The organism is Streptomyces lanatus, assembly GCF_014655715.1.
In the GTDB taxonomy this organism is placed as follows: domain Bacteria; phylum Actinomycetota; class Actinomycetes; order Streptomycetales; family Streptomycetaceae; genus Streptomyces; species Streptomyces lanatus.
Map to the genome: position 1 here is coordinate 345,765 of NZ_BNBM01000001.1, position 25,709 is coordinate 371,473.

At 70.5% G+C, this 25,709-nt stretch carries 21 protein-coding genes; 4 read left to right on the forward strand and 17 right to left on the reverse strand.

Features of this window, described 5'->3' with window-relative positions; all coding sequences use genetic code 11:
* Positions 1–7: 7 nt before the first annotated feature.
* The 7 genes from IE325_RS01510 to solA (IE325_RS01540) all read right to left on the reverse strand — a co-directional run bounded on the left by IE325_RS01510 (position 8) and on the right by solA (IE325_RS01540) (position 7,665).
* Entirely contained in the window at positions 8–1,387 is a 1,380-nt protein-coding gene (locus tag IE325_RS01510) for an aminotransferase class III-fold pyridoxal phosphate-dependent enzyme (RefSeq protein WP_190067790.1), read from the reverse strand.
* Positions 1,384–2,250 carry an ABC transporter permease gene (locus IE325_RS01515; RefSeq protein WP_190067791.1) on the reverse strand — a complete coding sequence of 289 codons (867 nt, stop codon included), beginning with the start codon at positions 2,248–2,250 and terminating at the stop codon, positions 1,384–1,386. The genes IE325_RS01510 and IE325_RS01515 overlap by 4 nt, the downstream gene beginning before the upstream one ends.
* Positions 2,247–3,143 (reverse strand): ABC transporter permease, encoded by an 897-nt coding sequence (locus IE325_RS01520; RefSeq protein ID WP_190067792.1) that lies wholly within the window; start codon positions 3,141–3,143, stop codon positions 2,247–2,249. Before IE325_RS01520 ends, IE325_RS01515 begins: the two co-directional genes overlap by 4 nt.
* A 3-nt stretch (positions 3,144–3,146) precedes the next feature.
* Positions 3,147–4,286, reverse strand: coding sequence for an ABC transporter ATP-binding protein (locus IE325_RS01525; protein ID WP_190067793.1), 1,140 nt, complete (start codon positions 4,284–4,286; stop codon positions 3,147–3,149).
* The gene (locus tag IE325_RS01530; RefSeq protein ID WP_190067794.1) at positions 4,279–5,385 is read right to left on the reverse strand and encodes an ABC transporter substrate-binding protein; all 1,107 of its coding nucleotides are present in this window, start codon (positions 5,383–5,385) and stop codon (positions 4,279–4,281) included. The genes IE325_RS01525 and IE325_RS01530 overlap by 8 nt, the downstream gene beginning before the upstream one ends.
* A 76-nt stretch (positions 5,386–5,461) precedes the next feature.
* Positions 5,462–6,523: a succinylglutamate desuccinylase/aspartoacylase family protein gene (locus IE325_RS01535; protein ID WP_229911608.1), complete on the reverse strand. Its 1,062-nt coding sequence runs from the start codon at positions 6,521–6,523 to the stop codon at positions 5,462–5,464.
* 2 nt (positions 6,524–6,525) lie between these two features.
* Positions 6,526–7,665: an N-methyl-L-tryptophan oxidase gene (gene solA / locus IE325_RS01540; protein WP_190067795.1), complete on the reverse strand. Its 1,140-nt coding sequence runs from the start codon at positions 7,663–7,665 to the stop codon at positions 6,526–6,528.
* Between the two features lie 284 nt (positions 7,666–7,949).
* Here solA (IE325_RS01540) and IE325_RS01545 point away from each other — a divergent pair, with 284 nt between their 5' ends.
* Both IE325_RS01545 and IE325_RS01550 read left to right on the forward strand, forming a co-directional pair.
* Positions 7,950–8,696 carry an IclR family transcriptional regulator gene (locus IE325_RS01545; RefSeq protein WP_190068475.1) on the forward strand — a complete coding sequence of 249 codons (747 nt, stop codon included), beginning with the start codon at positions 7,950–7,952 and terminating at the stop codon, positions 8,694–8,696.
* Positions 8,697–8,958: 262 nt separating this feature from the next.
* The gene (locus IE325_RS01550) at positions 8,959–9,702 is read left to right on the forward strand and encodes an IclR family transcriptional regulator (protein ID WP_190068476.1); all 744 of its coding nucleotides are present in this window, start codon (positions 8,959–8,961) and stop codon (positions 9,700–9,702) included.
* Positions 9,703–9,716: 14 nt separating this feature from the next.
* On the opposite strand, the gene IE325_RS01555 is transcribed toward IE325_RS01550, so the two are convergent.
* Genes IE325_RS01555 through IE325_RS01570 form a run of 4 tightly spaced genes read right to left on the reverse strand, consistent with a single transcriptional unit; the run spans position 9,717 to position 15,798 of the window.
* On the reverse strand, positions 9,717–10,157 hold the full coding sequence (locus IE325_RS01555) for a cupin domain-containing protein (protein WP_229911609.1): 441 nt from the start codon (positions 10,155–10,157) through the stop codon (positions 9,717–9,719).
* A 36-nt stretch (positions 10,158–10,193) separates the two neighbouring features.
* The gene (locus IE325_RS01560; protein WP_190067796.1) at positions 10,194–11,633 is read right to left on the reverse strand and encodes an NAD-dependent succinate-semialdehyde dehydrogenase; all 1,440 of its coding nucleotides are present in this window, start codon (positions 11,631–11,633) and stop codon (positions 10,194–10,196) included.
* Complete coding sequence (locus IE325_RS01565; protein WP_190067797.1) at positions 11,630–14,533, reverse strand: FAD-binding and (Fe-S)-binding domain-containing protein; 2,904 nt, start codon at positions 14,531–14,533, stop codon at positions 11,630–11,632. The genes IE325_RS01560 and IE325_RS01565 overlap by 4 nt, the downstream gene beginning before the upstream one ends.
* Positions 14,530–15,798: an aspartate aminotransferase family protein gene (locus IE325_RS01570; RefSeq protein ID WP_190067798.1), complete on the reverse strand. Its 1,269-nt coding sequence runs from the start codon at positions 15,796–15,798 to the stop codon at positions 14,530–14,532. Before IE325_RS01570 ends, IE325_RS01565 begins: the two co-directional genes overlap by 4 nt.
* A gap of 307 nt (positions 15,799–16,105) precedes the next feature.
* Between IE325_RS01570 and IE325_RS01575 the strand changes: the two genes are divergently transcribed.
* Entirely contained in the window at positions 16,106–17,800 is a 1,695-nt protein-coding gene (locus IE325_RS01575; protein WP_373315067.1) for a PucR family transcriptional regulator, read from the forward strand.
* A gap of 48 nt (positions 17,801–17,848) precedes the next feature.
* Here the strand turns inward: IE325_RS01575 and IE325_RS01580 are convergent, their stop codons facing one another.
* Positions 17,849–19,705: an ABC transporter permease subunit gene (locus IE325_RS01580; protein WP_190067799.1), complete on the reverse strand. Its 1,857-nt coding sequence runs from the start codon at positions 19,703–19,705 to the stop codon at positions 17,849–17,851.
* Positions 19,706–19,711: 6 nt separating this feature from the next.
* Positions 19,712–21,235: an ABC transporter substrate-binding protein gene (locus IE325_RS01585; RefSeq protein WP_190067800.1), complete on the reverse strand. Its 1,524-nt coding sequence runs from the start codon at positions 21,233–21,235 to the stop codon at positions 19,712–19,714.
* A 94-nt stretch (positions 21,236–21,329) separates the two neighbouring features.
* On the opposite strand from IE325_RS01585, the gene IE325_RS01590 reads away from it, so the two are divergent.
* Entirely contained in the window at positions 21,330–21,899 is a 570-nt protein-coding gene (locus IE325_RS01590) for a hypothetical protein (protein WP_190067801.1), read from the forward strand.
* Here the strand turns inward: IE325_RS01590 and IE325_RS01595 are convergent.
* The 4 genes from IE325_RS01595 to IE325_RS01610 all read right to left on the reverse strand — a co-directional run bounded on the left by IE325_RS01595 (position 21,856) and on the right by IE325_RS01610 (position 25,623).
* Positions 21,856–22,317 (reverse strand): Lrp/AsnC family transcriptional regulator, encoded by a 462-nt coding sequence (locus IE325_RS01595; protein WP_229911610.1) that lies wholly within the window; start codon positions 22,315–22,317, stop codon positions 21,856–21,858. The two genes, IE325_RS01590 and IE325_RS01595, sit on opposite strands and share 44 nt — an antisense overlap.
* 350 nt (positions 22,318–22,667) lie before the next feature.
* Positions 22,668–23,639, reverse strand: coding sequence for a succinylglutamate desuccinylase/aspartoacylase family protein (locus IE325_RS01600; RefSeq protein ID WP_190067802.1), 972 nt, complete (start codon positions 23,637–23,639; stop codon positions 22,668–22,670).
* Between the two features lie 18 nt (positions 23,640–23,657).
* On the reverse strand, positions 23,658–24,797 hold the full coding sequence (gene solA, locus IE325_RS01605) for an N-methyl-L-tryptophan oxidase (RefSeq protein ID WP_229911611.1): 1,140 nt from the start codon (positions 24,795–24,797) through the stop codon (positions 23,658–23,660).
* Between the two features lie 325 nt (positions 24,798–25,122).
* Positions 25,123–25,623 carry a HisA/HisF-related TIM barrel protein gene (locus IE325_RS01610; RefSeq protein WP_190067803.1) on the reverse strand — a complete coding sequence of 167 codons (501 nt, stop codon included), beginning with the start codon at positions 25,621–25,623 and terminating at the stop codon, positions 25,123–25,125.
* Between the last annotated feature and the right edge of the window lie 86 nt (positions 25,624–25,709).

Genomic DNA, 25,709 nt, shown 5'->3' on the forward strand with positions numbered 1-25,709 from the left:
GGGTGGATCAGATGCGGGCCGATGCCTCGGCGAGGACGCCCGCGATGATCGCGGCGATACGGTCGAGGACGGCGCGGTCGCTGATCAGCGGGGGCGCGATCTGGACCAGCGGCGCGGAGCGGTTGTAGACGCGGGCCAGCAGTCCGGCCTCGCGCAGCCGACGCGGGATCAGGTCGCCGATCAGCTCGGTTCGGGCCTTGGCGCTGAAAGCGCCGTCGTCGAGGTCGCCGACGAGTTCGCAGGAGTAGAAGAACCCGGTGCCGCGGACGTCGCCGACGATCGGCAGGTCCTTGAGCGCCGCCATGCGCCTCGCCAGGTCGCCCTGGAGACCGCGGACGTTGTCCAGGACGCGGTCCCGCTCCATGATCTCCAGGTTGCGCAGGGCGATGGCCGTGCTCAGCGGGTGCCCGGCGAAGGTGTAGCCGTGGTTGAGGACCGCGCCCGGCCGGTTGATGACCTCGGTGACCTTGGTGCCGACCAGGGTTGCACCGAGGGGGGCGTATCCCGAGGTGATGCCCTTGGCGACGGTGACCATGTCCGGGCGGGCGCCGTAGCGGTCCCCGCCGAACCACTCGCCGACCCGGCCGAAGGCCGTGATGACCTCGTCGGCGACGAGCAGGAAACCGTACCGGTCGGCCAGCGCCCGCAACCCCTGCCAGTAACCCTGGGGCGGGGTGATGCAACCGCCTCGGTTCTGCACCGGCTCGGCGATGAGCATCGCGACGGTCTCGGGGCCCTCGGTCAGGATCGCGGCCTCCAACTCCGCGAGCAGCCATGCCGTGTACACCTCGTCGTCCGCGAACTCCGGTGCGAGGCCGAGACGGTTGGTGTTCGACACGAACCGGGTATCGATCGCCGGCGGACCGTACGGCTCCGTCAGACCAGGGTCGTCGTTGAACGACAGGGTGCCGATGGTCAGGCCGTGGTAGGCACCGCGCCGGGCGATCGCCTTGGTGCGGCCGGGCTCGCCGCGCAGGGCGTGGTAGCGGCGGGCTATCTTCCAGGCGGTCTCGACGGCTTCGGCGCCACCACTCGAGAAGAAGGTGTGCTCGATGTCGACGGGGGCGATCCGGGACAGCCGCTCGGCGAGTTCGATGGCCGAGGGGTGCGCGGAGCCGGTCCACAGCGGGCTGTAGCACAGCTCGCGCAGCTGCCGTTCGGCCGCCTCGGCGAACTCGGGGCCGTAGGAGTAGCCGAGTTGGCAGCAGTACAGCCCTGACAGGCCGTCGATGTAACGCCTGCCTTCCGAGTCATCGACGTACGGGCCCTCGCCTCGGCGGACGACGAGGAGGTCCTCGCCTTCCGGGCCGAGCGAGCCGTTGGCGGTCATGTGCAGCAGCAGGTGCCGCTGAGCGGTGGCGGCGGCCGTGGCGGCGGCGGTGGTCATACGGCCTCGCCTCCCGGGTTGGCGACGCCGACCGTGTTCTCGACCGACAGCAGGGAGTCCTGGCGTCCGGAGCCGAGCCAGCGCACGAGGGCGACGAGGCCGAGGGCGAGGATGGCGAAGGCGATGAGGATCGCGCTGACCGCGGTCACGCTGGGGTCGATCTCGAAGGTCAGCGAGTTGTAGACCTGGACGGGCAGGGTGACGGTGTCGACGGAGGAGAGGAACTGGGAGATGTAGAACTCGTCGAAGCTGGTGATGAAGGAGAAGATCGCCGCCGCGATCATGCCCGGTGCGGCGAGCGGGAAGGTGATCTTCCGGGCGATCGTCAGCCGGCCGGCGCCCATGCTCGCCGCGGCGTCCTCCAGGCGTTCGTCGATGCCGCGCAAAGTGGCGATCAGGATCAGTACCGCGATCGGTGAGGCGAGCACGGTGTGGCCCAGGGCGATGGCGATCGGGCTGCCCAGCATCGCGGCGGGTTCGAACAGCAGGAACAGGCCGAGTGCGGTGACGATCTGCGGGATGACCAGCGGTCCGAGGACCAGGGCGAAGACCGCCGAGCGCAGCGGGAGTTCGCTGCGGACCAGCGCGGTCGCCGCGGTCACCCCGATGATCAGGGAGAACACGGTGCTCAGGGCGGCGACCAGGGCGCTCAGGGAGAGAGCGGCCGGCCATTTGCTGCCGTCGGCGAACAGGGCCTTGTACCAGTTCAGCGTCCACGCCTCCGGCGGGAAGGAGGCGAAGGCGTTGTTGCTGAACGAGGTGACGAGGATGACCACGATCGGCAGCGCCAGGAACAGCAGAATGACGGTGGCGACCGCGGTGAGGGCGATGCGTCCGGTGAGGGACTTGCGCAGCTCCATCATGTGGCGCTCCTCTTCTTACGGCTGGCGCCCAGCGAGGTCACGGCCTTGACCAGGAGCAGTCCGGCCAGGGTGAGGACCAGCAGGATGACGCCCTGTGCGGCCGCCCCGTTCCACTGGTTCTCCTTGGTCACCTGCTGGTTGATGAGGGTGGCGATCATCGTCTGGTTCGGTCCGCCCATCAGGGCCGGGGTGATGTAGTAGCCCAGCGAGAGGATGAAGCTGAGCAGTCCGGCACTGGCCAGGCCGGGGGCCACCAGCGGCAGATAGATGCGGCGGAAGATGGTCACCTTGCCTGCGCCCATGCTGGCCGCGGCCGCCAGCAGACGGCGGTCCACACCGCGCATCACCCCGTACAGCAGCAGCACGGTGTACGGGAGCATCATCGAGGTGGTGCCGATGACCACACCGAGTTCGTTGTAGAGCAGTTGGAACGGCGCGCCGGGGACCGACAGGCTGGTGAGGCTCTCGTTCACCAGGCCCTTGTCACCGAGCATGATGATCCAGCCGTAGGTGCGCACCAGTGCGGAGACGAAGTGCGGGACGACCACCACCAGCATGGCCAGGCCGGCCAGGATGGGCTTGAGCCGGGTGATGGCCTGGGCCAGGACGAACCCGAAGACCAGGCTGAGCACGGCCGTTTCGGCGGAGATCCTGAGCGTGGTGAACAGCACCGACAAGTTGACGCCGGTGAGTGCGTCGGCATACCAGTGGAGCGTGAACGATCCGTCGGCGTCCTTCAGGCTGAGGAGCAGGGTGCTGAAGATCGGGTAGACGAACAGCACCAGCAGGTAGACGACGACCGGCAGCGCGTACAGGATCCCGACCCGGGTTTTGCGGGAGGCCAGGAGCTTGCGCGGGCGGGCGGGAGCGCCCGCGGTGAGGGTGGCGGCCATGACTCACCCCGCCTGTTCGTCGGCGAAGAGGTTGACATCGCCCGGGTCGGCGCTGATCCCGATCCGCTCACCGGTGACCGGGCCCCGCCCGGCGGGTACTTCCAGGCGCAGCAGCGGCCCGTCACCGCCGTCGACACGTACCCCGGCGCGGACCAAGGTGCCCACATAGGTGGCCATCTCGACCGTGCCGGTACAGAACCCGTCGTCGGTGGCGCAGGCCCGCAACCGGCCCGGCTGCACAGCCACCTTCACACAGGCACCGGAGGGCAGCTGGTGGCGGCGCGCCTTGAGCAGGCCACCGGACTCGTCGAGGCGGACCAGGGTGTGCTCGTCGGTGTGCTGCTCGATGCGGCCGGGCAGGAAGTTGGCCGCGCCGAGGAAGTCCGCCACGAACGGCGTCCTGGGCCGCTCGAACAGCTCCCTCGGGGTGTCGAACTGCTCGATCAGGCCGTTGCGCATAACCGCGATACGATCCGACATCACCAGCGCCTCTTCCTGATCATGCGTCACATAGATGACGGTCAGGCCGAGCTCCTGCTGAATGGTCTTGATCTCCACCTGCAGTTGGTCGCGCAGCTTCTTGTCCAGGGCACCGAGCGGCTCGTCCATGAGGATGACCGGCGGGCGGTAGACCAGCGCCCGGCACAGGGCGACACGCTGCTGCTGGCCGCCGGACAGCTCACGCGGCTTGCGCCCGCCGAACCCGGACAGACCGGCGATCTCCAGCGTCTCCCCGACGCGCCTGCGGATCTCGGCCTTCGGCACGCCGCGCAGGGTGAGCGGGAAGGCGACGTTCTCGCTCACGGTCATGTGCGGGAACAGCAGGTACTGCTGGAAGACGAAGCCCAGGCCCCGCTTCTGCGGGGCGAGGCGGGTGACGTCACGGTCCCCGACGGTGATGGTGCCGGAGTCCGGCTCGCAGAACCCGGCGATCATCATCAACGTCGTGGTCTTTCCCGACCCGGAGGAGCCGAGGAAGGTGACGAACTCCCCCGCCGCGATCTCCATCGACGCCTCGTCGACGGCGACGACGTCGCCGTAGGTCTTGCGCAGAGCCACCACCGACAGCGACTTGCCGGTCGCAGTGGCCGGCTTGTTACCGGCCACCTTCACCGACGGTGCGGCGATACCGAAATCAGCCACGAGCCCACTCCAACCAACGCTTGGTGACGGCCGATTCGTTCTTCAGCCACCAGTCGATGTCCGTGTCGAAACCCTTGTCGTAGTACTCGGGCGCACCGGCGAGTTGGGAACGCTCCTCGTTGGTGAGCATCGTGTAGGCCTCCGCAGAAGCCGGGTTCGACGGGAAGGCCTTGGCCAGGGCGGCCTGGCTCTCCGCACGGAGCGAGAAGTCCATCAGCTTGTAGGCGTTGTCCGCGTTGGCCGCGCCCTTGGCGATGGCATAGCCCTGGAACTGGCGGCGCATGCCGTTGAGCTGCCGCTTCACCGGGACGCCCTGCTTCTGCAGGTCGGCGATACGGCCGTCCCACACGGTGGACATCGTGACCTCCTGGCGGCTCAGGAGCACGCCGGGGAGCGGGCCGCTGTCCCAGAACTTCTTGATGTCACCCCGCAGCCGGGTCAGGGCGTTGAAGGCACGGTCCACATCGAGCGGGTACAGCTTGTCCATCGGGACGCCGTCGGCCAGCAGCGCGAACTCCAGCTCCGGCAGGTCACCGTCCGGACTGACCATCGAACGGCCGCCCTGGAACGCCTTGGTGTCGAAGAAGTCCGCCCACGACTCCGGCTTCCTACCCCCGAAAGCATCCGTGCGGTATGCCATACAGGCTCCGTAGAAGCTGCTGCCGACGGCATGGTCGGTGATCTGGTTCTCGGGGATCCTCGCGCTCTTCACGCTCTTGATCCGGTCGAGGTCCAGGGCCTCCAGCGCGTCCTGGGCCACGTACTTGGTGTGGGACATCATCGAGTTGTTGATGAGATCGCACTGCGGGCGGCCCTGCTTGATCTGGGCGAGCAGCGGAGCGTCATCCAGGTTGAGCACCTTGACGCTGATGCCGGTCTCCTGCGTGAACGGCGTGTAGATCGCCTTCTGCAGGGCAGCGCCGTAGGAACCGCCGCTGTCACGGACGACCACCGTCTTCCCGCCCTTGCCCCCACTGCCGGCACCGGATCGGCTGGTGCCGGTACCGCAGGCGGAGAGGGCGGTCGCGGCAGCGACACCCGCAGTGACCCCGCCTATTCCTCGCAGGAACAGTCTGCGGTCTATTCGGGCATCTTTCATTTGGTGCCTCCTGGAGGTACTGGCCGTGAGAAGGGGCGGCTGGGGACGTGGAGAGGGGGGCGGCTGAAATGGGGGTCTAGGGGCGGGGATCCGCCTCGTCGGATCCGGCACCCAGACCGGGAGCCCGGAGGGTGTCGGCCCGCGCGGCCGTGTCGGGGTCCCACGGGATGGCGAGGGCGGCGAGTTCGGTACCGGGGGCGACGGTGAGGCCGTGCATGCCGTAGAAGATCCGTCCGTCGGCCGGGGCGTGGACGGTGTGCTCCGTGCCGTCGGTCGGGTCGACGATGCGGCCGAGGAGGTCGCCCTCGGCGACTTCGCCGATGACGTCGGCGTCGAAGGAGAATTCCGGGTACCACAGGCCGGTGGCCTCGGCGGTGACGCCGGCGGACCAGACCCACGAGCGGATCGGTGCCGGGGCGGAACCGTCCTGGTCGAGGACGCCCAGATGGCGAAGGGCCTTCAGCAGGCCGTCGACGCGGCGGAGGGCGGTGGCCTCGTCCCGCTGGCCGAGCTGGCCCACCTCGACGAGGACCGCCGAGATGCCCCGGCGGGCGGCGGCCGCGTGGCTGTTGCCGCCCTCGGGCGCCAGACCGAGGATGACGTCCTCGATGCCGAAGGAGCCTGCCAGTTCGGCGGTCGCCTTGTCGAGGTCCGGGTCACCGGTGAGGCGGTAGCCGACGAAGTCCCGCAGGACCTGGTCGATTCCGCCGCAGTGCAGGTCGATGTAGACGTCGGCGCCGTCGATCAGGTTCGCGAAGAGCCAGGCGGCCAGCCGCTCGGTGGGGCCGCCTGCCGGGTCGCCGGGGAAGACGCGGTTGAGGTTCACGCCGTCGACCGGGGAGACGTTGAGCCGACCCCGGTACACGGCGGGCGGGTTGGCGACCGGACAGATGATCACCTGTCCGTGCACCTCGGTGGGTTCCAGCGCGTCCGCGAGTCGCACGACGGCGTCGATGGGCGGGAACTCGCCGCCGTGCACACCCGCGGTGATGACGACCCGGGGGCCGGGACGGGTCCCGTTGACGAGGGTCAGCGGGATGTCCGCGGTGAGGGTGCCCAGGTCGGCGCGGACGGTGCCGCGGGCCTTGGTGCCCGGCTCGGCGACCAGGGTGCCGACGGAGAGTGGGGTGCCGTTCATGGTCAGGCCTCCGTACGGCCGACGGTGGACAGGAACTCGATGGGCTGGGGCGAGGCGCCGTCCAGCGCGAGGTCCGCGGCGATGTCACCGAAGGCGGGCGAGAGTTTGAAGCCGTGACCGGAGAATCCGGCGAGCAGGATGACGTTCCCGGCGCCGGGCAGCGGGCCGACCAGGGGGCGGCTGCTCTCGGTGTAGCCCTCCATATAGACGGAGAGGCGGGTGGGGTCCGGGTGCAGGTCGGGCAGGTAACGCCCGATCAGCTCGGAGAAGATCTCCAGTTCGTCCGGCCGCACGGTGCGGTCCAGTTGGTTGGGGTCGTCGGCGAGCCGGTGCAGCGCGCGGGACAGTCCGAGCTTGACCGAGATGCCGTCCGGGGAGGGCAGGCCGTAGCAGTGGGTGGGTGCCGTACGGATGAACGCCGGGCGCTCCTCGCCGAACCAGGCCTCTGGGGCGGTGGGCACGTACCAGGCGCTGACGATGCGGCGGACTTCCACCTCCCACGGCAGGTCGGGCAGCAGGTCGTTGACCCAGGGGCCGGGCGTGACGACGGCGGTGTCGAAGCGCTCGCTGCCGGAGTCGGTGCGGATCTCCACGCCGCCCGCGACGGGGACGATCTCGCGGACCGTGCTGTAGCGGTGGATCACGGCGCCCAGCTGCTCGGCGCGGCGGGCAGCGGTCTGGATCGTCAGCTCCGGGCGGATGAACCCGGCGCGGCGGTCGAGCACCGCCGCGTCGCCGTCCTCGACGCGGTACTGCGGGAAGCGCTTGGCGAGGGTCTCGGCGTCCAGCACCTCGTGGTCGAGGTCGTGCTCGGCGATGGACTGCAGGACGGTGGCCATCTGCTGGTGGTCGGTCGGCCCCATGAGCAGGCACCCGGTCAGGCGCCGCAGCTCGCGGCCGGTCTCCTGCTGGAGCTGCTCCCAGAGGGCGTCGGCGTGCTTGAGGAGGGGGACGTACCGGGAGTCCTCGAAGTGCGCGCTGCGGAAGATCCGGGACTCGCCGCCGGCGGCGCTGCGGTCGTGGCCGGGTGCGTAGCGGTCGTATCCGACGACCTCGGCGCCGCGGGCCGCCAGGCGCCAGGCGGCCTGGCTGCCCATCGTTCCGACGCCGACCACCGCGACGCGCTTCCTGGCAGCTGACACAGGACTTTCCTTTCGTATCGCCGAGGCGCATGCTGAGCCATCGACGTGAGGCTTGTTCGATTCGAGATGGTTTGAGCGGGAGCCAGGCCCTCCTTGTGGACCTGCGGCTCGCAACCGCCGCGTCTCGCAGTCCGGCTCACTGCGGGGGGATCTCCCCGAAGGCCGTGCCACTATGTGGAATGCTGTGCTAGAATCTGGCACAGAGAATGACAGTGGCTTCAGAGGGGAGTCAAGAGGGTGTCCAGCAGAAATTTCGAGGATTAACAGGGGGAAACCGGATGGAAATGAAGAGCGTCACCAGGTCGCTGCGCGTCCTGGAGGCGGTCGCCCAGCATCAGCCCGTGACCGTAGGGGAGTTGACGAAGATCTTCGGGCTGCCGAAGTCCACCCTGCAGCGCACCCTGGTCACGCTGGCGGAGGCCGGCTGGCTGCGCGCCAGCCGCAAGGACACCACCCGCTGGGAGATCGGCGCCCGCGTCCTGGCCGTACGACCGGCCGCTCTGCAGGGCTCCAGCCTGTTCGCCGCCGCGCGTGAACCCATGATCCGGCTCCGCGACGCGGTGAACGAGACCATCCACCTCTCGGTACCGGACGCCCTGCAGTGCATGGTCGTGGTGGACCGCGTCGACTGCGACCAGGCGGTACGCACCTTCCACACGATCGGCGACACCTCACCCCTGCACGCCACCGCCGTCGGACGCGCCATCCTCACCCACCTTCCGAAGCGGGACGTCGAAGAACTCATCGCCGCAGGGCTGGAGCGGTTCAGCGACACGACCCCCGTCGAGCCCGACGAGCTACGCGCCGAGCTGGACCGGATCCGCACCGACGGCTACGCGGTCAACCGCAACCAGTACCGGCCGGGCGTCTGCGCCGTCGCCGCCGCCGTGCTCGACGAGGACGGCACCCCGCTGGCCGCCGTGGCCGTCTCCATGCCCGAGGCTCGGTACGACGGCGAACGGACGCCCAAGTTGGGCCGCCTCGTCGCCGACACAGCCGCGGAGATCTCACAGCGCCGCCTGGGCGCCTGAACGACAGACGCCCGCAAGCCGTCGACCGCGGGCCGGCCTCACACGCGTCAGCGCGTGAGGCCGGCCCCCGGTCTTGTGTCACGTCAGCCACCGCCCTGCGCCCGGCCGGGGCAAGGCGGGTCTACTGATCGACCAAACTCCGCCGCATGCCATAATGTGGCACGCTATGCTGACATCCGGCACGGGTCGTGACCGTGACTCCGTGCTGGAGTCAAGAAATGAGAACCAGGGATCCACAGGTCTGAGGGGGCATCGAATGGAAATGAAGAGCGTCACCAGGTCGCTGCGGGTTCTGGAGGCAGTCGCCCAGCATCAGCCCGTGACCGTAGGGGAGTTGACGAAGATCTTCGGGCTACCGAAGTCCACCCTGCAGCGCACACTGGTCACCCTCAACGAGGCGGGCTGGCTGCGGGCGAACCGCAAGGACACCACCCGCTGGGAGATCGGCGCCCGCGTCCTCGCCGTAAGACCCGCCGCCCTGCAGGGCTCCAGCCTGTTCGCCGCCGCACGTGAACCCATGATCCGGCTCCGCGACGCGCTGAACGAGACCATCCACCTCTCGGTACCGGACGCCCTGCAAGGCATGGTCGTCGTCGACCGCGTCGACTGCGACCACGCCGTACGCACCTACCACGCCATCGGCGACACCTCGCCCCTGCACGCCACGGCCGCCGGGAACGCCGTCCTCGCCCATCTGGGGAAGTCCGAGATAGAAGAGGTCACCGCGGGGACGCTGGAGGGTTACGGCGAGGAGACCATCACCGACCCGGGGGAACTGCGCGCGGAGCTCCGCCGCGTGAGAGAGCGTGGCTACGCCGTCAACCACAACCAGTACCTGCAGGGGATCTGCGCGATCGCGGCACCCGTGCTCGACGGTGAGGACACACCGCTGGCCGCCGTGGCCGTCTCCCTGCCCGACTCCCGCTTCGAGGCCGACAGGCTGCCCGAGCTGGGTCGGTTGGTCGCCGAGACCGCGGCGGAGATCACCGCCCGCCATCTGGCCTGACGACGGTCCCGGCATCACTTCACGATCACGTAGACCTTGCGCACGGTTTCGATGGTCTTCCAGACCCCGACGAAGCCCGGCTTCATGACAAAGCTGTCGCCCGCCTTGTAGACCACCGGCTCGCCACCTTCCGGCGTGAGTTCGACGATGCCGGAGAGGATGTGGCAGAACTCGAAGGTCTCCCCCTTGATCGAGCGCGTCTCGCCGGGCGTCGCCTCCCAGACCCCCGTATGGATCATCTCCCCACGGGCCACATCCTGGGGCCAGGTCATGAACGCGGGGTCGCCGGAGACCAGACGCTCCGGGAGCGGACCGGACTGGTGCGGCGCGAAGGAGGGATCGGTGTCGATGGTCTTCAGGAACGACATGTTCTTCCTTTCCTCGAAGTCAAGAAATCGATGGCCGTCCACCCGTGCCCGGCGGCGTGGAAACCGGGCACGGGTACGACCCGTCACGGTGCGTGATACGACGTGGTCAGGGCATGACCGCCGTCAGCTCACGGGCACCGCGAGGTACTGGTACTCGAGGAACTCGTCGATCCCGACCCGGCCGCCCTCGCGGCCCAGCCCCGACTGCTTGACGCCGCCGAAGGGTGCGGCGGGGTTGGACACGAGACCCGTGTTCAGGCCCACCATGCCCACCTCCAGCCGCTCGCTCACCCGCAGGGCACGGTCGAGGCCCTCGGTGAAGACGTAGCCGACCAGGCCCCAGGGGGTGTCGTTGGCCCGGCGGATCACCTCGTCCTCATCGCCGAAGGTGAGGATCGCGGCGACGGGGCCGAAGATCTCCGTGTCCATCAGGCGGCTGCCGGGATCGACATCGGCCAGCACGGTCGGCGGGTAGAAGCAGCCGGGGCCCTCGGGCGTACGGCCGCCGACGAGCACCTGCGCCCCGCGCTCGACCGCGTCGGCGACCAGCTCCTCCACCTTGGCGCGCCCCCTCCTGTCGATCAGCGGGCCGACGTCGACGCCGTCCCGGGTGCCCGGACCGACGACCAGCGCGCCCATCCGCTCGGCCAGGCGCCGCCCGAACTCCTCCGCCACCGAGCGGTGCACGAAGAAGCGGTTGGCGGCCGTGCAGGCCTCCCCCATGTTGCGCATCTTGGCGACCATCGCCCCGTCCACCGCCTTGTCCAGGTCGGCGTCCTCGAAGACGACGAACGGCGCGTTGCCGCCCAGCTCCATCGAGGTCCGTACGACCGCCTCCGCGCTCTGGGCGAGGAGCAGCTGCCCGACGGCCGTGGAACCGGTGAAGGACAGCTTGCGAATCCGCCCGCCGCGCAGGAGCGGTTCGCACACCTCCCCCGCACGGGAGGTGGTGACGACGTTCAGCACGCCGTCCGGCAGCCCGGCCTCCTTGAGGATCGCGGCGAGGGCCAGGCTGGAGAGAGGGGTCTGCGGGGCCGGCTTGAGGATCATCGTGCAGCCCGCGGCGATCGCCGGGCCGATCTTGCGGGTGCCCATGGCCAGCGGGAAGTTCCACGGGGTGATCAGCAGACAGGGGCCGACCGGGCGGCGGGAGAGCAGCATGCGGTTGCGGCCGTCCGGCAAGGTGGCGAGGCCACCGTCGATGCGGACCGCCTCCTCGGAGAACCAGCGGAAGAACTCGGCCGCGTACGCCACCTCTCCCCTGGCCTCGGCGAGCGGCTTGCCCATCTCGGACGTCATGAGGTGGGCGAGCTCGTCGGTGCGCTCGATGATGATCTCGTAGGCGCGGCGCAGGATCTCGCTGCGCACCCGGGGTGCCGTACGCGCCCACTCCTCCTGCGCCTGCACGGCCGCTTCCTCGGCCAGCTTGGCGTCCTTGGAGCCGGCGTCGGCCACGTGGCAGAGGACCTCGCCGGTGGCAGGGTCGTCGACGGGCATGGTGGCACCGTCCGCGGCGTCCACCCAGGCGCCACCGATGAACAACTGCGTGGGTGTGTCGGTCATGAGTTCTCTCCTGGTTGTCCGGGCCGGTCGGCGGCGGGGTCGAGCAGTTCCGCGAGGTGCAGGGCGCGGATGCCCCGGTCTCCGGCGAGGTGGTCGATCTGGGTGGCGCAGCTGAAGCCGTCGGCCACGACGACGGCCGGTGTCCGAGGGTCGACGTCGTCGAGGCGGGGTCTCAGGGCGAGGTCGGCGACGGCCATCGAGGTGTCGTAGTGCTCTTTCTCGAAGCCGAAGTTGCCGGCCAGCCCGCAGCAGCCCTCGGCCTCGTCGACCTTCGTCACGCCGAGGCGGCCGAGCAGGTCGCGGGGGTGGCGGCCTTTGAACGTGGCGTACTCGTGGCAGTGGGTCTGCAGCACGACGTTGTCCGGCAGCTCCGGTGGCGCCCAGCCGGGTGCGGCGAGGTCGGTCAGGGCTCCGGTGAGGGTGTGGACGCGGGCCGCGACGCGTCGGGCGGCGTCGGTGCCGAGGAGTTCGGGCACGTCACGCTTGAGCGCTGCGGCGCAGCTGGGTTCGGCCACGACGATGGGCCGATCGTCGCCGTTGTCCAGGCGGGCGACCGTGCGGGCCATGATGCGGCGCGCGAGCGACAGTTGCCCGGTACTCACCCAGGTCAGGCCGCAGCACAGGTCGTCCTGTGCCGTGCAGGGAAGGCCGGCGTCGGCGAGTACGCGGCTCGCCGCCCCGGCCACGTCGGGGCGGAAGGCGCGGGTGAAGCTGTCCACGAAGAGCAGCGTCTTCGCCGGTTCGCCGGTCCTCGCCGTGCGCAGCGCCCGGCGCAGCGCGTGCCGGGAGGCGAAGGCCGGGATCCGGCGTTTCGTGGTCACGCCACCGAGGCGCGCGAGCAGCTTCCCGAGCGGGCCGCGCAGCAGCGCGTTCACCGGGCGGGCCGCGCATCCGGCGAGCTTGGATGTCAGGGGCAGCCAGCCCAGGGAGTAGTGGGAGCGGGGTCTGACTCGGCCCTTGTAATGCTGGTGCAGGAACTCCGCCTTGTACGTGGCCATGTCGACGCCGACCGGACAGTCGCTGGAGCACGCCTTGCAGGACAGACACAGATCAAGGGCGTCCTTGACCTCGGTCGAGCGCCAGCCGTCCTGGACGGTCCCGCCCCGCACCATCTCCTGCAGGAGACGGGCCCGGCCCCGCGTGGAGTCGTTCTCCTCCCCCGTGGCCCGGTAGCTGGGGCACATCACGCCGCCCGCGTCGCTGCGGCAGCGGCCGACGCCGACACAGCGGCGTACCGCTCCCGCGAAGCCGTCCTCGTCGTGGGGGAAGGAGAAGAGGGTCTCGACGGGCACCACGTCCGAGGGCGTGTGCAGCGCGAGGTCGGCGTCGAGGCGGGCCGGGGCCACGATCACGCCGGGGTTGAGCAGGCCCTCGGGGTCGAAGATCTCCTTGAAGCGGGCGAACGCCCGGATCATGCGGTGGCTGTACATGACCTCCAGCAGCTCGCCGCGGGCCCGCCCGTCACCGTGCTCGCCCGACAGCGAGCCGTCGTGCTCGACGACCAGGGCGGCGGCTTCGGAGAGGAACCGGCGGGTGGCGGTCCGCCCCGAGTCCGTGGCGAGGTCGAAGTCGATGCGTACGTGGACGCAGCCGGCGCCGAAATGCCCGTACAGCACACCGGTCAGCCCGTGGGCGGCCAGCAGCTTGCGGAAGTCCCGCAGGTAGGCGGCCAGGTCCTCGGGCGCGACCGCCGCGTCCTCCCAGCCTGGCCAGGACTCCCCGCCGTCCACGAGACGAGCCGCGAGCCCCGCCCCGTCCTCACGGACCCGCCACAGCGAGCGCCGCTCGGCCGGACTGTGCACGACCCGCCCGCCGGTCATCCGGCCGCGGGCCTTGAGCACCTCCAGCAGTTCGTCGGCGCGGGCGTCGACGGCCGCCTGGTCGTCGCCGTCGAGCTCGACGTACAGCCAGGCACGCCCTTCCGGCAGCCCGGTGACGGAGTCCGGACCACGCCGGGCGCGCATGGTGGCGACGATCGCCTCGTCCATGCCCTCCACGGCGGTGGGGTGCCGGCGCAGGATCTCGGGGACGTCCTCGGCGGCGTCGACCACGTCGTCGTAGCCGAGGGTGAGGAGGGTGGAAGCCTGTGCGGTCGCCACGAGGCGGACCGTCGCTGCGGTGACGACCGCACAGGAGCCCTCGGTGCCCACCAGTGCGCGGGCCATGTCGAAGCCGTGCTCGGGCAGCAGGTGGTGCAGCTGGTAGCCGGAGACCTGACGCGGAATGCGGCCCAGCTCGGTACGGATCAGCGCCAGATCGGCCTCGATCAGGCGGCGAACGTCCGCTTCGAGGCGGGCGACCCGCTCGACCGCGTCCGTGTCGTTCGGGTCGGCCGCGTGCAGGCCGGTCCGGTCGGCGACGGCCCGCACGCCGTCGGCCGTCACGATCTCCAGAGCCTCGATGTGGCTGCTCGTGCGCCCGTGCCGCACGGACCGGTTGCCGCAGGCGTCGTTGCCGATCATCCCGCCGAGGGTGCACCGGCTGTGCGACGACGGGTCGGGGCCGAAGGTGAGCCCGTGCAGGGCCGTCGCGCTGCGCAGCGCGTCCAGGATCACTCCGGCCTCGACGCGCGCGGTGAGGGCCACCGGGTCGATGTCCAGGATCCGGTTCATGTACCGGGAGAAGTCCAGGACGACGCCCGGCCCGACCGCGTTGCCCGCCATGCTGGTGCCGCCGCCACGCGCGGTGACCGGGATGCCTGTCTCACGGCAGGCCCGCAGCACCGCGACGACGTCGTCGGCGCTGCGGGGAAAGACCACGGCCCTCGGCGGGACCCGGTAGTTGGAGGCGTCGTAGGCGTAGAGACCGGTGGAGCCAGGGCCGGTCTCCACCCGCAGGCCAGGCGCGGTCTCGGCGAGCCGCGCGACCAACGCCTCCAGGGCCGTGGTGGTGTCCGTCATCGCGCTGCCGCTCCCGATGTGCCGGCCTCGACGGCGGTCGCCCATGCCTGGAGGCCCTCGTCCACCGCGGTCTCGTCGATGACGAGCGCCGGGATCATGCGTACGACCTGGTTCCAGGCACCGCACAGCAGCAGGAGCAGGCCCTCGTCGACGGCGGCTCGCTGCACGCGGGCGGCGGTCTCGGGGTCGGGGCTGCCGTCCTCGGTGACGAACTCGGTGGCCAGCATGAGGCCGAGGCCGCGCACGTCGCCGATGCCCGGCGTCCGGTCGGCCACCGCCTCCAGGCCCTGGCGCAGCCGCTTGCCCATGGACTCGGCGTTCTCGACGAGCTTCTCGTCACGTACGACGTCGAGGGTGGCGCAGGCCGCGGCGCAGGCGACGGCGTTGGCGCCGTACGTACCGCCCTGCGAGCCGGGCCACGCCTTGGTCATCAGCTCCTCGGAGGCGGCGATGCCGGACAGCGGGAACCCGCTGGCCAGGCCCTTGGCGGTGACGAGGATGTCGGGCGTGACGCCGAAGTGGTCGTGACCCCAGAAGCGACCGGTGCGGCCGACGCCCGTCTGCACCTCGTCGAGGATCAGCAGGAAGCCGTGGCGGTCCGCCCGCTCCCGCAGGCCCTCCATGAAGGCGCGGTTGGCGGGGACGTATCCGCCCTCCCCGAGCACCGGCTCGACGATGATCGCGGCCGTGTCGGCGGGCGAGGAGATCGTCTGGAGCGTGTAGTCCAGCTCCTTCAGGGCGAAGCGGGTCGCGGTCTCCTCGTCCCAGCCGTACCGGTACGCCGAGGGGAACGGCGTGACGACGACACCGCTCATCAGCGGGGAGAAGCCGGACCGGAAGCGGGTGCCGGAGGTCGTCATGGAGGCGGCGGCGACCGTACGGCCGTGGAAGCCGCCGTGGCAGACGATGACGTTCGGCCGGCCGGTGGCCTGGCGGGCCAGCCGCAGGGCGGCCTCCACCGCCTCGCTGCCGGAGTTGGTGAAGAACAGGCTGTCCAGGCCGGACGGCAGCACCTCGCCGAGCTTCTCGACCAGCTGGCGCAGGGGCTGGTGCATGACCGTCGTGTACTGGCCGTGGATCAGCGTGCCCACCTGTTCCTGCGCCGCCGCGACGACCTTGGGGTGGCAGTGACCGGTGCTGGTGACGCCGATGCCGGCGGTGAAGTCGAGGTAGCGGCGGCCGTCCTGGTCGAAGAGGTGGACGCCCTCGCCCCGGGCCGCCACCACGGGCGTGGCCTGGCGAAGGTGCGGCGACAGTGCGGTCATGTTCGTCTCCCGGCCTCGGTGTTCGGTCTGCTGCGGTTCTGCTGGTGTTCTGCTGCGGTTGTGCTGCGGTTGTACTGCGTTCTGACGAGCATCTCGGCGGACCAGGGCCGCGCCAACGCGCGATCTGTCCGGCCGGGACGCGGTATCCGGACGTTGTGTCAGGCGCGCCGGGCCCTCCACGCCGCCCCTCCGCCTCGTGGCTGCCGTCTCCGTGCTCTTGCGCAGGTCAGCGATGCTTGTCAGAGTGACGGGGCACTTCCCCGAGCTCTGTGCCTTCACCGGAGCCGGGACCCCCCATGGAGGCACCGTGAGCGAGAACCACCCCACGGCTCCAGGGCCGGGCGCCGACGGCCCCGACGCCCGCGTGCCGGGCCGCGAGGTGAACACCGCCGGCCGCCCGCTCACCGTGGCCGACGTACTGGCCCTTCCCGTCCTCGCCGCCGGACAGCCCCAGGTCGTCACCGGCTTGTCCCGGCTCGACCGCCCCGTCCGCTGGGTCCACATCACCGAACTGACCGACCCCGCCTCTTTCCTGAAAGGCGGCGAACTCGTCCTGACCACCGGGATGCCTCTGCCCGAGGAGCCGGCGGGCGTGCGCCGTTACGTCGACGAACTCGCCGACATCGGCGCGGCGGCCCTGGTCATCGAACTGGTCCGCCGCTACCACCGCCCGCCCGACGCCCTGGTCCACGCCTGCGAGGTCCGCGGCCTGCCCCTCGTCACCCTGGCCAAGGACGTCAACTTCCTGGAGGTCACCCAGGTCGTCCACGCGTTCATCCTCGGCAACCAGGCCGAGGTGATGCGGCGGACCCAGCGCGTCCACGAGGCGTTCACCGCCCTCACCCTGCGCGGCGCCGGGCCCGAGGACGTCGTACGCGCCGCCGCCGAGATGAGCGGCCACACCGTCGTACTGGAGAACCTGGTCCACCAGGCACTCGTCTGCGAGCCTTCCGGTGACACGGCCGAGGCGGCGCTCACCTCCTGGGAACAGCGCTCCCGAGCGACACCGCCCGCCGACCACACCACCGTCTCCGGCCCCGAGGGCTGGCTCGTGGCGCCCGTCGAGTACCAGGGCGAACGCTGGGGCAGGGTGGCCATGCTGCCGCCCGCGCCCGGCCCGGCCGCTCACTCGACCTTCGGCCCGTTCGGTCCGGAAGCCGTCACGGTTCTGGAGAGAACCGCGATGGCCCTCACCATCGCCCGTCTCACCCACCCCACGCCGTGGGAACGCGCAGCACACCGCGGCGTGCTGCGCGACCTCGTCGAACAGCGCCACCGCTCGCCCGCCGACGCCGAGGCCCGGATCGCCGCGCTGGGCCTGCCCACGGCGGACTCCCGCTTCATCGCCGTACTCGCAGACGTCCCCTGCGAGGACGACACGACCAAGGCCGAGGAACTCCTCTCCGAGGAGCTGAAGAAGAAGGGAACACAGGCCCTCGTCGGCCTCCTCGCACCGACCCGCCTCGGCATCCTCCTGTCCCTGCGCCCCGAGCAACCGTGGCGCCCTGTCGTCGAGCATCTGAGCCGCACCGCACTCGACCTGGTTCCCGGGACGACGGTGAGCACGGGCAGCGAGGCGGCAGACCTCCCTGCCGTCGCCCGCTCCTTCCGTGAGGCGACCCGCGTCGCCGAAGCCACCGAGCCCGGCCAGTCGCTCCCGCCGGACCGCTCATACCACGAACGATCCGACATCGGCCTGCGTCGCCTTCTCTTCGCTCTCCGCGACGACACCCGGATCCAGGACTACGCCGAACGCCGGCTCGGCCGACTCGCCGACCACGACGCCCGCCATGGCACGGACCTGCTGACCACCCTGCGCCACTACCTGGACGCGGCAGGCAACAAGACGGTGGCCGCCCGCTCCGGCGGTCTGTCCCGCGAGACCGTCTACCAACGACTGCGCGCCATCGAGCGGATACTCGACTGCGACCTCGAGTCCGGCGAACAGCGCACCGAACTGCACGTGGCACTCACGGCCCTCGACGTCCTGCGGCTCCAATGAGGTCCGTGCCGGGCGATGCCCTTTTCCTGCGACCGCGATGTGGCGGCGTCAGACAACCGACCGGGGTGCGGTTCGCCCGGCACTGACCTTCTCCTCCCCCTGCACACCTCTCCTACGGGACCGACGGGACATCCGGCCCCGGACTGACGCCGGGCCGCGCGCAGCCGCGGCGTCCGTGCCGGAGAGGGCGAGGACGGAGAGCAGGACGAGTGCGCAGGCCGGGGCGAGTACGGTCCAGGGCGCCAGTTCCGCGTACGGCTGGTTCTCCGAAAGGAGGCGGCCCCACTCGGCGGTGGGCGGCTGTTCGCCCAGACCGAGGAATCCGAGGGAGGCCAGTACGAGGACGGTGGTGGGCAGGCGCAGGAGGGCGTTGCGCAGGACGGGGGGCAGTACGGCGGGGAGCAGGTGGTGGCGGAGGAGGTAGCCCGGGCCGGCGCCGAAGGAGAGGGAGGCGAGCATGTGGCCGCTGGCCCGTTCCTGTTCCAGCAGGGCCGCGGCCTGGGCGGCGTAGGGGGTCCAGCCGACCAGGCAGACCGCGAGGGCGGCACCCGAGGCCGAGGGGCCTGTCACCGCCGTGGTCAGCATTCCGGCGAGGACAGCAGGCATCGTCGACACCACTTCCGTGAGCCCCGCGCCGACCTGTGCCGCCATGCCGAGCAGGAGCCCGATGACGGTGCACACCGCCGTCACCGCGAGGGCCATGCCCACCGTGCGCAGCGCCCCGTGGCCCAACCGGGCCAGCAGATCTCGGCCGAGCGCATCCGTGCCCAACGGGTGTGCGGCTGAGGGCGGGAGCAGTCGGGCCGCGGTGTCCACGTGGAGGGGATCGCGGAGCAGTCCGGCGGTGACGAGAGTGAGCAGGGCGAGGGCGCAGGCCATGGCGGCCCAGCGGGTGAAGCGCCCTCGGGCAGCGGCCGGTGTGTGCAGGGCGGGCAGGGCTCCGTCCCGCAGGGCCGGGCCGAGCAGGGCGCGACGCAGGACCTGGATGAGGAGGCCGGCGACGACGCCGAGCAGGATGAGGGCGAGTGTCGCGGTCTGCAGGGGCGGGAGGTCCTGGGCGATGGCGGCGTCCAGGGCGAGGCGGCCGAGGCCGGGAATGTTGAAGATCTTCTCCACCGCGACGGCACCGCCGACCAACCCCACGACGGTCGGCAGGAGTTGCGGGAGGACACCGGCCAGCGCGCGGCGCAACGCATGCCGGGCGACGTGGTGGGGTGCGTAGCCGTAGGCGTGCCAGGTCCGGGCCCACGGTTCGTTGAAGGCAGCGGGGAGCGACTGGTCGAGCAGACCGCCGATCATCGCGCCGGACGGAACCCCGAGGGCGAGCGCGGGCAGCACCATGGACGGCGGTCCCTCCCACCCGCTGGACGGGAACCAGCCCAGCCACACCCCGCACACGGTGGCGAGGAGTGAGGCGAGCAGGAACTTGGGCAGCGCCGCGAGGACGCCGACGCCGATGGCCCCTGTCCCCCGGTGCAGTCGTCGCCGGGAGCCGAGATACACGGTGCGGGCACTGACCAGAGCGGCGACCGCGATGGTGACGACGAGCGCCCCGAGCATCAGCGTGACGGAGACCGCGAAGGCACTCGTCACCTGGGGCAGCACCGCCTCACCTGACACCCAGGAGGTGCCCGCGTCGCCCTGCGGCAAGGCGCCCAGCCAGTGCAGAAGGTGCGTGAACGGTCCCTCGTCCAGACCCAGTTGCTCCCGCACCGCAGCCAGCTGCTCCGGAGTCGGATCCTGGTCGGCGGAACGGGCCCGCAGGACCGTAAGGGCGGGGTCGTTGCCGGACAGCCAGGGCAGCATGGCCACGGCCGTCAGCAGCGCGGCCCCGGCAGTGAGGCGGCCGAGGCCCGCGCGCCACCGGGACGGGCGGGCCTCGGTACCGGCCGACATGACGCTCATCGGCCGCTACTTCAGGTGGGTGTCGACGTCGATCAGGGAGCGCTCGCGAGGGTCGAGGAGCACGCCCTCGACGTTCGCGGCGATGCCCTGGACGACCTTCTCGTGGACGAGTGGGACGACGGCGTCGGTGCGCAGGATCTGCGCCTCGGCGGCCATGATCTTCTGCTGCCGCTTCGTCGTGTCGCCTTCCTCGGCGGCGGACTTGATGGCCTGGTCCACCTTGGTGTCCTTCAGACGGGCGATGTTGTACACGCCGTCGCTCTTGTAATCGCTCGCCAGGTAGGCGACCGCGTCGCCGGTGTCGAGGAGCACCACCCGGGACATGACGAGGGCGTCGTACTTGCCGGCGAGGAGGTCGGCCTCCATCTGCGTGTACTCGCGGACGTCCTGCTTCACGGTGAACCCGGCCTTCTCGAGCTGCTGCTGCAGCACGGAGGCGGCCTCGGGCAACTCCGCGCGGTTGGTGAAGGCGGCCAGGCGCAGAACCTTGCCCTTCGTCTTGGACCTGACCTGCGCGGGTGTCGCGGCCTTGGCCCGGCCGGTGACCTCGACACGCTTGTCGGCCGCCCAGGACACGGCGGGTCCGAACAGGCCCTGCGCGGGGTCGGCGTAGCCGCTGAAGATCGAGTCGACGAGCGCGGAGCCGTCCGCTGCCTCACTGGCCGCCGCGCGCAGCGCGGGGTCGGTGAAGATGCCGTTGCCGGTGTTGAGGATGAGGCTGTCGGTCCGTACGGAGGGCACTTCGTGACGGGTGTCCGCGTCCAGCAGCTTGGCCTGGGAGGTGGGGATCCACTCGGCGATGTCCACGTCGCCGCCGCGCAGGGCGTTGGCGCGGGCGATGCCGTCGGCTATCCAGGTGACGTCGATGCCGGGCGCCTTGGCCTTGCCGCCCCAGTAACCGTCGTAACGGTCGAGCGCGGCCTTGGACTTGCCGGTGAGCTTCATGACCTTGAAGGGGCCGGTTCCGGTGCCGATCGGGCTGACCGTGCCGTCCTTGCCGTACGCCTTGGCGGAGAGGATGGCCAGCACCGGGCTGGCCAGGCGCAGCGGGAGCACCGGGTCGGCGGCCTTGGTGCTGATGGTGACCGTGTCGGCGTCGTCGGCCTTCGCGGTGAGGGTGACGTCGCTGAGGACGCGGGGCTTGGGCGTTGCGGCGTCCGCGTGGTCGAGGGCGTTGACCACGGACTCGGCGGTGACCGGCGTGCCGTCCTGGAAGGTGGCCTTGCGCAGCTCGAAGGTCCAGGTCGTGGGGTTGGTCTGCTTCCAGGACTTCGCCAGCGCGGGGGCTGCGGCGCCGTTCTTGTCCAGGGCGGTGAGTCCTTCGACGACGGAGAGCTTGCCCAGCAAGGTGGCGTCGTCGCTGTACGGGGACAGTGCCTGCACCGGCGGCCGGGCGAGCGCGACCCTCAGCCGACCGGCCGACCCGCCTTCCGTATCCGAACCGGATCCTTCTGCGCCGGACACGAAACAGCCCGCGAGCAGCGGAGTGAGGGCGAGAGCCACGAAGACGCCACGGGGGGTCGTACGCATGGGAGGTCCTGTCATGCGAGAGAGGGTGGTTTGAGCCCCTGCGCGCCAGAGGTGGGCAATGGGGGCTCGGTCACTATACTTAGGCGAGCCTTACTTGATCTACTCGGTAGGTGAATTCTCAACCAATGAGATCGCCGCGCATGAGGTAACGCCATCCGCGACCGGATGGCTCCGCTATGGCATGACCTGGCTCATCCCCGCTCCGGCTGACCCGCGAGCCGGCTTCCGCCATGCGGCGAGCGTCGGCAGCGTACCCGTGATCGGCCCCGTCATTGGGCACCGCAACCCGGCTTCGGGGATACGAGCCGCGTGCCGCCGCGAGGGCGCGCGTCCCGCAGCCGGGCCTGCGCGGACGGCTCGGCGTCGCACTCAGCACCGGACCTCCGCAGCACAGACGATCACTGTCAGCAAGAGGCCGTACGGAGCTGAGGCTGCCATCGCGCGACTCAGCGATGGCGCCACACCCGCTGCGCCCGATACCTTCAACGGAACCGGCGCTGAACTGCGCAAAGCCGTCCGACTCGACCTCGCGATCACCGCCAACGAGGAGCACCCGGCCCGTCACGTGGACCTCGTGGTGCAGGGCGGGCTGCTGGAGAGGGAAGAGGCGATGACGCTGCTCACCCCGGTGGCGTTGTATTCCGTTCTCCTCGCGAGCGGTTGACGACGCTGGACAGGGTGAGTGCGGTGACCGTGTCCCGCACGCCGGGCATCTTGGCAATCTCCTCCCAGATGCTCCGTACACGTTCCAGCGAGGCCGCCTCCAGGCGCACCATGATGTCGAAGTCACCGCTGAGGATCTCGCAGATGACGACCTCCGGGATGCGCTTGAGCGCGGCCAGGACGTCGCCGCCACGCATGCGGTCCTGGCGGTACACGAGTACGAGTGCGGAGACCACATCGCCGGTGTCGTCGCCCGCGCGGACGATGGTGTAGCCGGCGATGCGGCCCTGGCGCTCCAGCCGTTCGATGCGCTGGCGCACCGCATTGCGGGACAGCAGCACCTTGCCGGCCAGCTCCGAGTGCGAGATACGGGCGTTGCGGGTCAGCTCGGCGATGATCTTCTCGTCGATGGCGTCCACAGCGAACCGTCTCCTTCGCGAATCGGTCAAGGTCGCAAACCCCCACGGCATGGGTCTCCGGCGAGACCGGGTGCTGGAGGCGAGGCCGTGTCGGCGGGCCTTCAGCAGGCCGCCGCTCCGGTCGAAGCGGGACCAGGCTTGTCGCGGAGCTTCTTGCGCTGTGCCTGTCGCCGTGGCCGGCTTGACGTCGGCCACCTTGACGGAAGGTGTGGCGACACCGAGTTGAGCCGCGAGTCCACTCCAACCAGCGTTGGGGACGGCCGCTTCGTTCCTCAGCCACCAGTCGATGTCCGTGTCGAAGCCCTTGTCGCAGTGGTTGGGCGCACCGACGTGGGCGGGCATGCGGCCCGTCAGTGGTGCGGGGCAGCGATGGCGGCGAGGTGCGTGCCGGGGCGCACGGTCAGCCCATTCATGTTGTAGATGATCGTTCCGGTGGAGACGGCGGAGACCTTGTGTTCGGCGCCGTCGATCGGGTCGATGATGCGGCCGATGGTCTGCCCCTCGGTCACCTCGTCACCGGTGACCGCGTCGGGGTACCAGAGGCCTGCGGCCGGAGATTCGACCTCGCCCGTCCAGATCCAGTCGCGTGGCGGTACGGTCACCGGTGCGAGGTCCTGCGGCGCCTCGATGACACCGAGGTGGTGCAGGATCCGGTACAGGGCGTCGAGGAGCCTGCGCACGGTGACGGGGTCGCGGTCGCCGAGCTTTCCGGTCTCGACGAGGATCGCGGGGACGCCCTGCCGGTTCGCCGCGGCGTGGCTGTTGCCGCCGTCCGGGCTGGTGCCGAAGATGACCCGCTCGTATCCGACCGCGTGGGCCATTCCCCTGTTCTTCGCGTCCAGTTCGTCGTCGCCGGTCAGGCGGTAGCCGACGAAGTCGAGCAGACGCTGGTCGATGCCGCCGCTGTGCAGGTCCACGTAGGCGTGGGCACCGTCGATCAGGTGCTCGAACAGCCAGGCCGCCATCCGGTCGGTGGGGCCGCCGTCCTTGTCGCCGGGGAAGACGCGGTTGATGTTGACGCCGTCCAGCGGGGAGATGTTGAGCCTGCCCCCGTACACGGCCGGGGGATTTGCCACGGGGCAGATCACCACCTGGCCGGCGACATCGTCCGGTTCCAGCAGCCCGGCCAGGCGAGTGGCGGCGTCGACGCCGATGAACTCGCCGCCGTGGACACCACCGGTGATCACGACCCTGGGACCGGGGCGGGAGCCGTTGACGAGGATCAGGGGAACCTCCGCCGTCGTGGGGCCGAGGTCGGCGGGCAGAACCCCGCGGGTCTTCCGGCCGGGCCCGGCCCGCAGCGCGCCGATGGTCAGGGTCATGGCTTACCTCGTTCGGACTCAGGCCGCGGTGCGGCCGTTTGTGGTGATGAAGTCGATCGGCTGGGAGGTACGGCCCTCCAGGGCGAGGTCCGCGGCGATGTCCCCCATGGCGGGCGAGATCTTGAAGCCCTGGCCGGAGAAGCCGGCCAGCAGGACGATGTCGTCGCAGCCCGGCAGAGGGCCGACCAGCGGGCGGGTGCTGTCGGTGTAGCCCTCCATGAAGACGGACAGGCGTACCGGATCGGGGTTCAGGCCGGGCAGGTGGCGTCGCACCGCCGTGGTGAAGGCCTCCAGCTCCTCCGGTGCGACGGTCCGGTTCAGGCGGTTCGGGTCCTCCACGGGCTTGTGGTGGGGCTGGGGCAGGCCGAGCTTGACGGCAAGGCCGTCCGGGGACGGGATGCCGTAGAAGGGGATGTCGCCGCAGCGGACGAAGGCGGGACGCTCCGCGTCCGTCGGGTGGTCCTCGTGGGGCAGGAACCAGGCGCTGATCGCACGGTAGACGCTCACTTCCCACGGTAGGTCGGGCAGCAGATCGCCCACCCAGGGGCCGGGAGTGACGACCGCGGCGTCGAAACGCTCGGTGTCGGTGTCGGTGCGGATCTCCACACCTCCCCCGGCGACGGGAGTGACTTCCCGCACCGGCGTGTAGCGGCGGATCCGGGCGCCCAGCTCCTCGGCACGCCGGGCCGCGGTCTGGACCGTCAGCTCGGGGCGGACAAAGCCCGCGTGGGAGTCGAGGACCACCAAGTCGCCTTCATCGACGCGGAACTGTGGGAAACGCTTCGTCATCGCCTCGGTGTCGATCACCTCGTGGTCGAGGCCGTGTTCGGCGATGCCGTCCATGACGGTACGTATCTCGGGGTCGTCGGCCGGCCCCATGACCAGGGCTCCCGTCAGACGGCGCAGTTCCCGCCCGGTCTCCGCCTGCAACTGCTTCCAGAGGGCGTCGGCGTGCCGGACGAGCGGCACATAGCGGCCGTCGTGGGTCTGCACGCTGCGGAAGACCCGGGTCTCACCGCCTGCGGCGCTGCGGTCGTGACCGGGCGCGAACCGGTCGTAGCCGACGACCTCGGCACCCCGGGTGGCCAGCCGCCAGGCGGCCTGGCTGCCCATCGTTCCCACGCCGACCACCGCGACGCGCTTCCTCGCAGCTGACACAGGACTTTCCTTTCGTATCACCGGGCCGCAAGCTGGGCCCCGAGCATGAGGAGGCTTTGTGGCGACTCGGAGGGGGCGCGCCTCATCTTGTGCCACAATGTGGCACGCCATGCTATTATCTGGCACAGAGGATGACAGTGGCTCAGGGGCGAGTCAAGAGGCCCAGCGGATGGCCGCGCGACCCGACCTCACCTCGCTCGTGACCTTGCCCGGTCTTCGTGCACTGGCGGATGCCCCTTCATCCCGGACGGCGAAGCGGTGACCGCTCCCCCACGCACCGGGCGCTCCGCGCCACCTTGCTTCTGGTTCCCGGGGGCGGCTCACGCTACCGACCCACCACTGGGGCCAGTTGGGACCGGAGGGTGCCGGCGAGGGGCTGCAGGGAGCCGTCGAAGGCGGCGGATCCGATGGTGAAGGCGTCGGCTCCGGCTGATGCGAGCGCCTGTATCTGGCCGGTGTTGGTGATCGAGCCGGCGACGACCAGACGGCCGGTGGTGGCGGCGCGGGCGGCGCGGACCAGGTCGAGAGGGTCGGCATCGGTGGCGCGGTACGCGAGGAGGTCGACGCCGGCGCAGCCCGCGGCCTCCGCTCGTCGGCAGTCATCGGCGATGCGGCCCGGGTCACCGGCGAGGCGTGTGGGGTGCCCCACGGGTTCTCCGGCGAAGGGCAGGTAGCCGATGGATGTGCCGTGCAGGAGGTGGAGGGTCTCCTCGATCCAGGTGCCGCCCATCAGCCAGTCGACGCCGAGTTCGGTGGCCGTCCGTACCGAGGCAAGTGCCTGGTCCCGGTGGGTGCTGACGACTTCGAGGTAGGTGGTGGCGCCCATGTTTTTGATGCGGGTGTGGAGCTGGGCGAGGGTGTCGGGGTCGACCTCGATGTCGGACGAGGTGGCACAGGCGCAGGAGCAGGGCG

What these genes read in the sequence shown, in the direction of transcription:
- IE325_RS01600 (WP_190067802.1), bottom strand. Translation starts at nt 23,639, where the DNA reads ATGACCCTGACCATCGGCGCGCTGCGGGCCGGGCCCGGCCGGAAGACC.
- IE325_RS01530 (WP_190067794.1), bottom strand. Translation starts at nt 5,385, where the DNA reads ATGAAAGATGCCCGAATAGACCGCAGACTGTTCCTGCGAGGAATAGGC.
- IE325_RS01610 (WP_190067803.1), bottom strand. Translation starts at nt 25,623, where the DNA reads ATGGGCGCCACCACCTACCTCGAAGTCGTCAGCACCCACCGGGACCAG.
- IE325_RS01550 (WP_190068476.1), top strand. Translation starts at nt 8,959, where the DNA reads ATGAAGAGCGTCACCAGGTCGCTGCGGGTTCTGGAGGCAGTCGCCCAG.
- IE325_RS01535 (WP_229911608.1), bottom strand. Translation starts at nt 6,523, where the DNA reads ATGAACGGCACCCCACTCTCCGTCGGCACCCTGGTCGCCGAGCCGGGC.
- IE325_RS01560 (WP_190067796.1), bottom strand. Translation starts at nt 11,633, where the DNA reads ATGACCGACACACCCACGCAGTTGTTCATCGGTGGCGCCTGGGTGGAC.
- IE325_RS01580 (WP_190067799.1), bottom strand. Translation starts at nt 19,705, where the DNA reads ATGAGCGTCATGTCGGCCGGTACCGAGGCCCGCCCGTCCCGGTGGCGC.
- IE325_RS01585 (WP_190067800.1), bottom strand. Translation starts at nt 21,235, where the DNA reads ATGCGTACGACCCCCCGTGGCGTCTTCGTGGCTCTCGCCCTCACTCCG.
- IE325_RS01510 (WP_190067790.1), bottom strand. Translation starts at nt 1,387, where the DNA reads ATGACCACCGCCGCCGCCACGGCCGCCGCCACCGCTCAGCGGCACCTG.
- IE325_RS01520 (WP_190067792.1), bottom strand. Translation starts at nt 3,143, where the DNA reads ATGGCCGCCACCCTCACCGCGGGCGCTCCCGCCCGCCCGCGCAAGCTC.
- IE325_RS01515 (WP_190067791.1), bottom strand. Translation starts at nt 2,250, where the DNA reads ATGATGGAGCTGCGCAAGTCCCTCACCGGACGCATCGCCCTCACCGCG.
- IE325_RS01570 (WP_190067798.1), bottom strand. Translation starts at nt 15,798, where the DNA reads ATGACCGCACTGTCGCCGCACCTTCGCCAGGCCACGCCCGTGGTGGCG.
- IE325_RS01565 (WP_190067797.1), bottom strand. Translation starts at nt 14,533, where the DNA reads ATGACGGACACCACCACGGCCCTGGAGGCGTTGGTCGCGCGGCTCGCC.
- IE325_RS01545 (WP_190068475.1), top strand. Translation starts at nt 7,950, where the DNA reads ATGAAGAGCGTCACCAGGTCGCTGCGCGTCCTGGAGGCGGTCGCCCAG.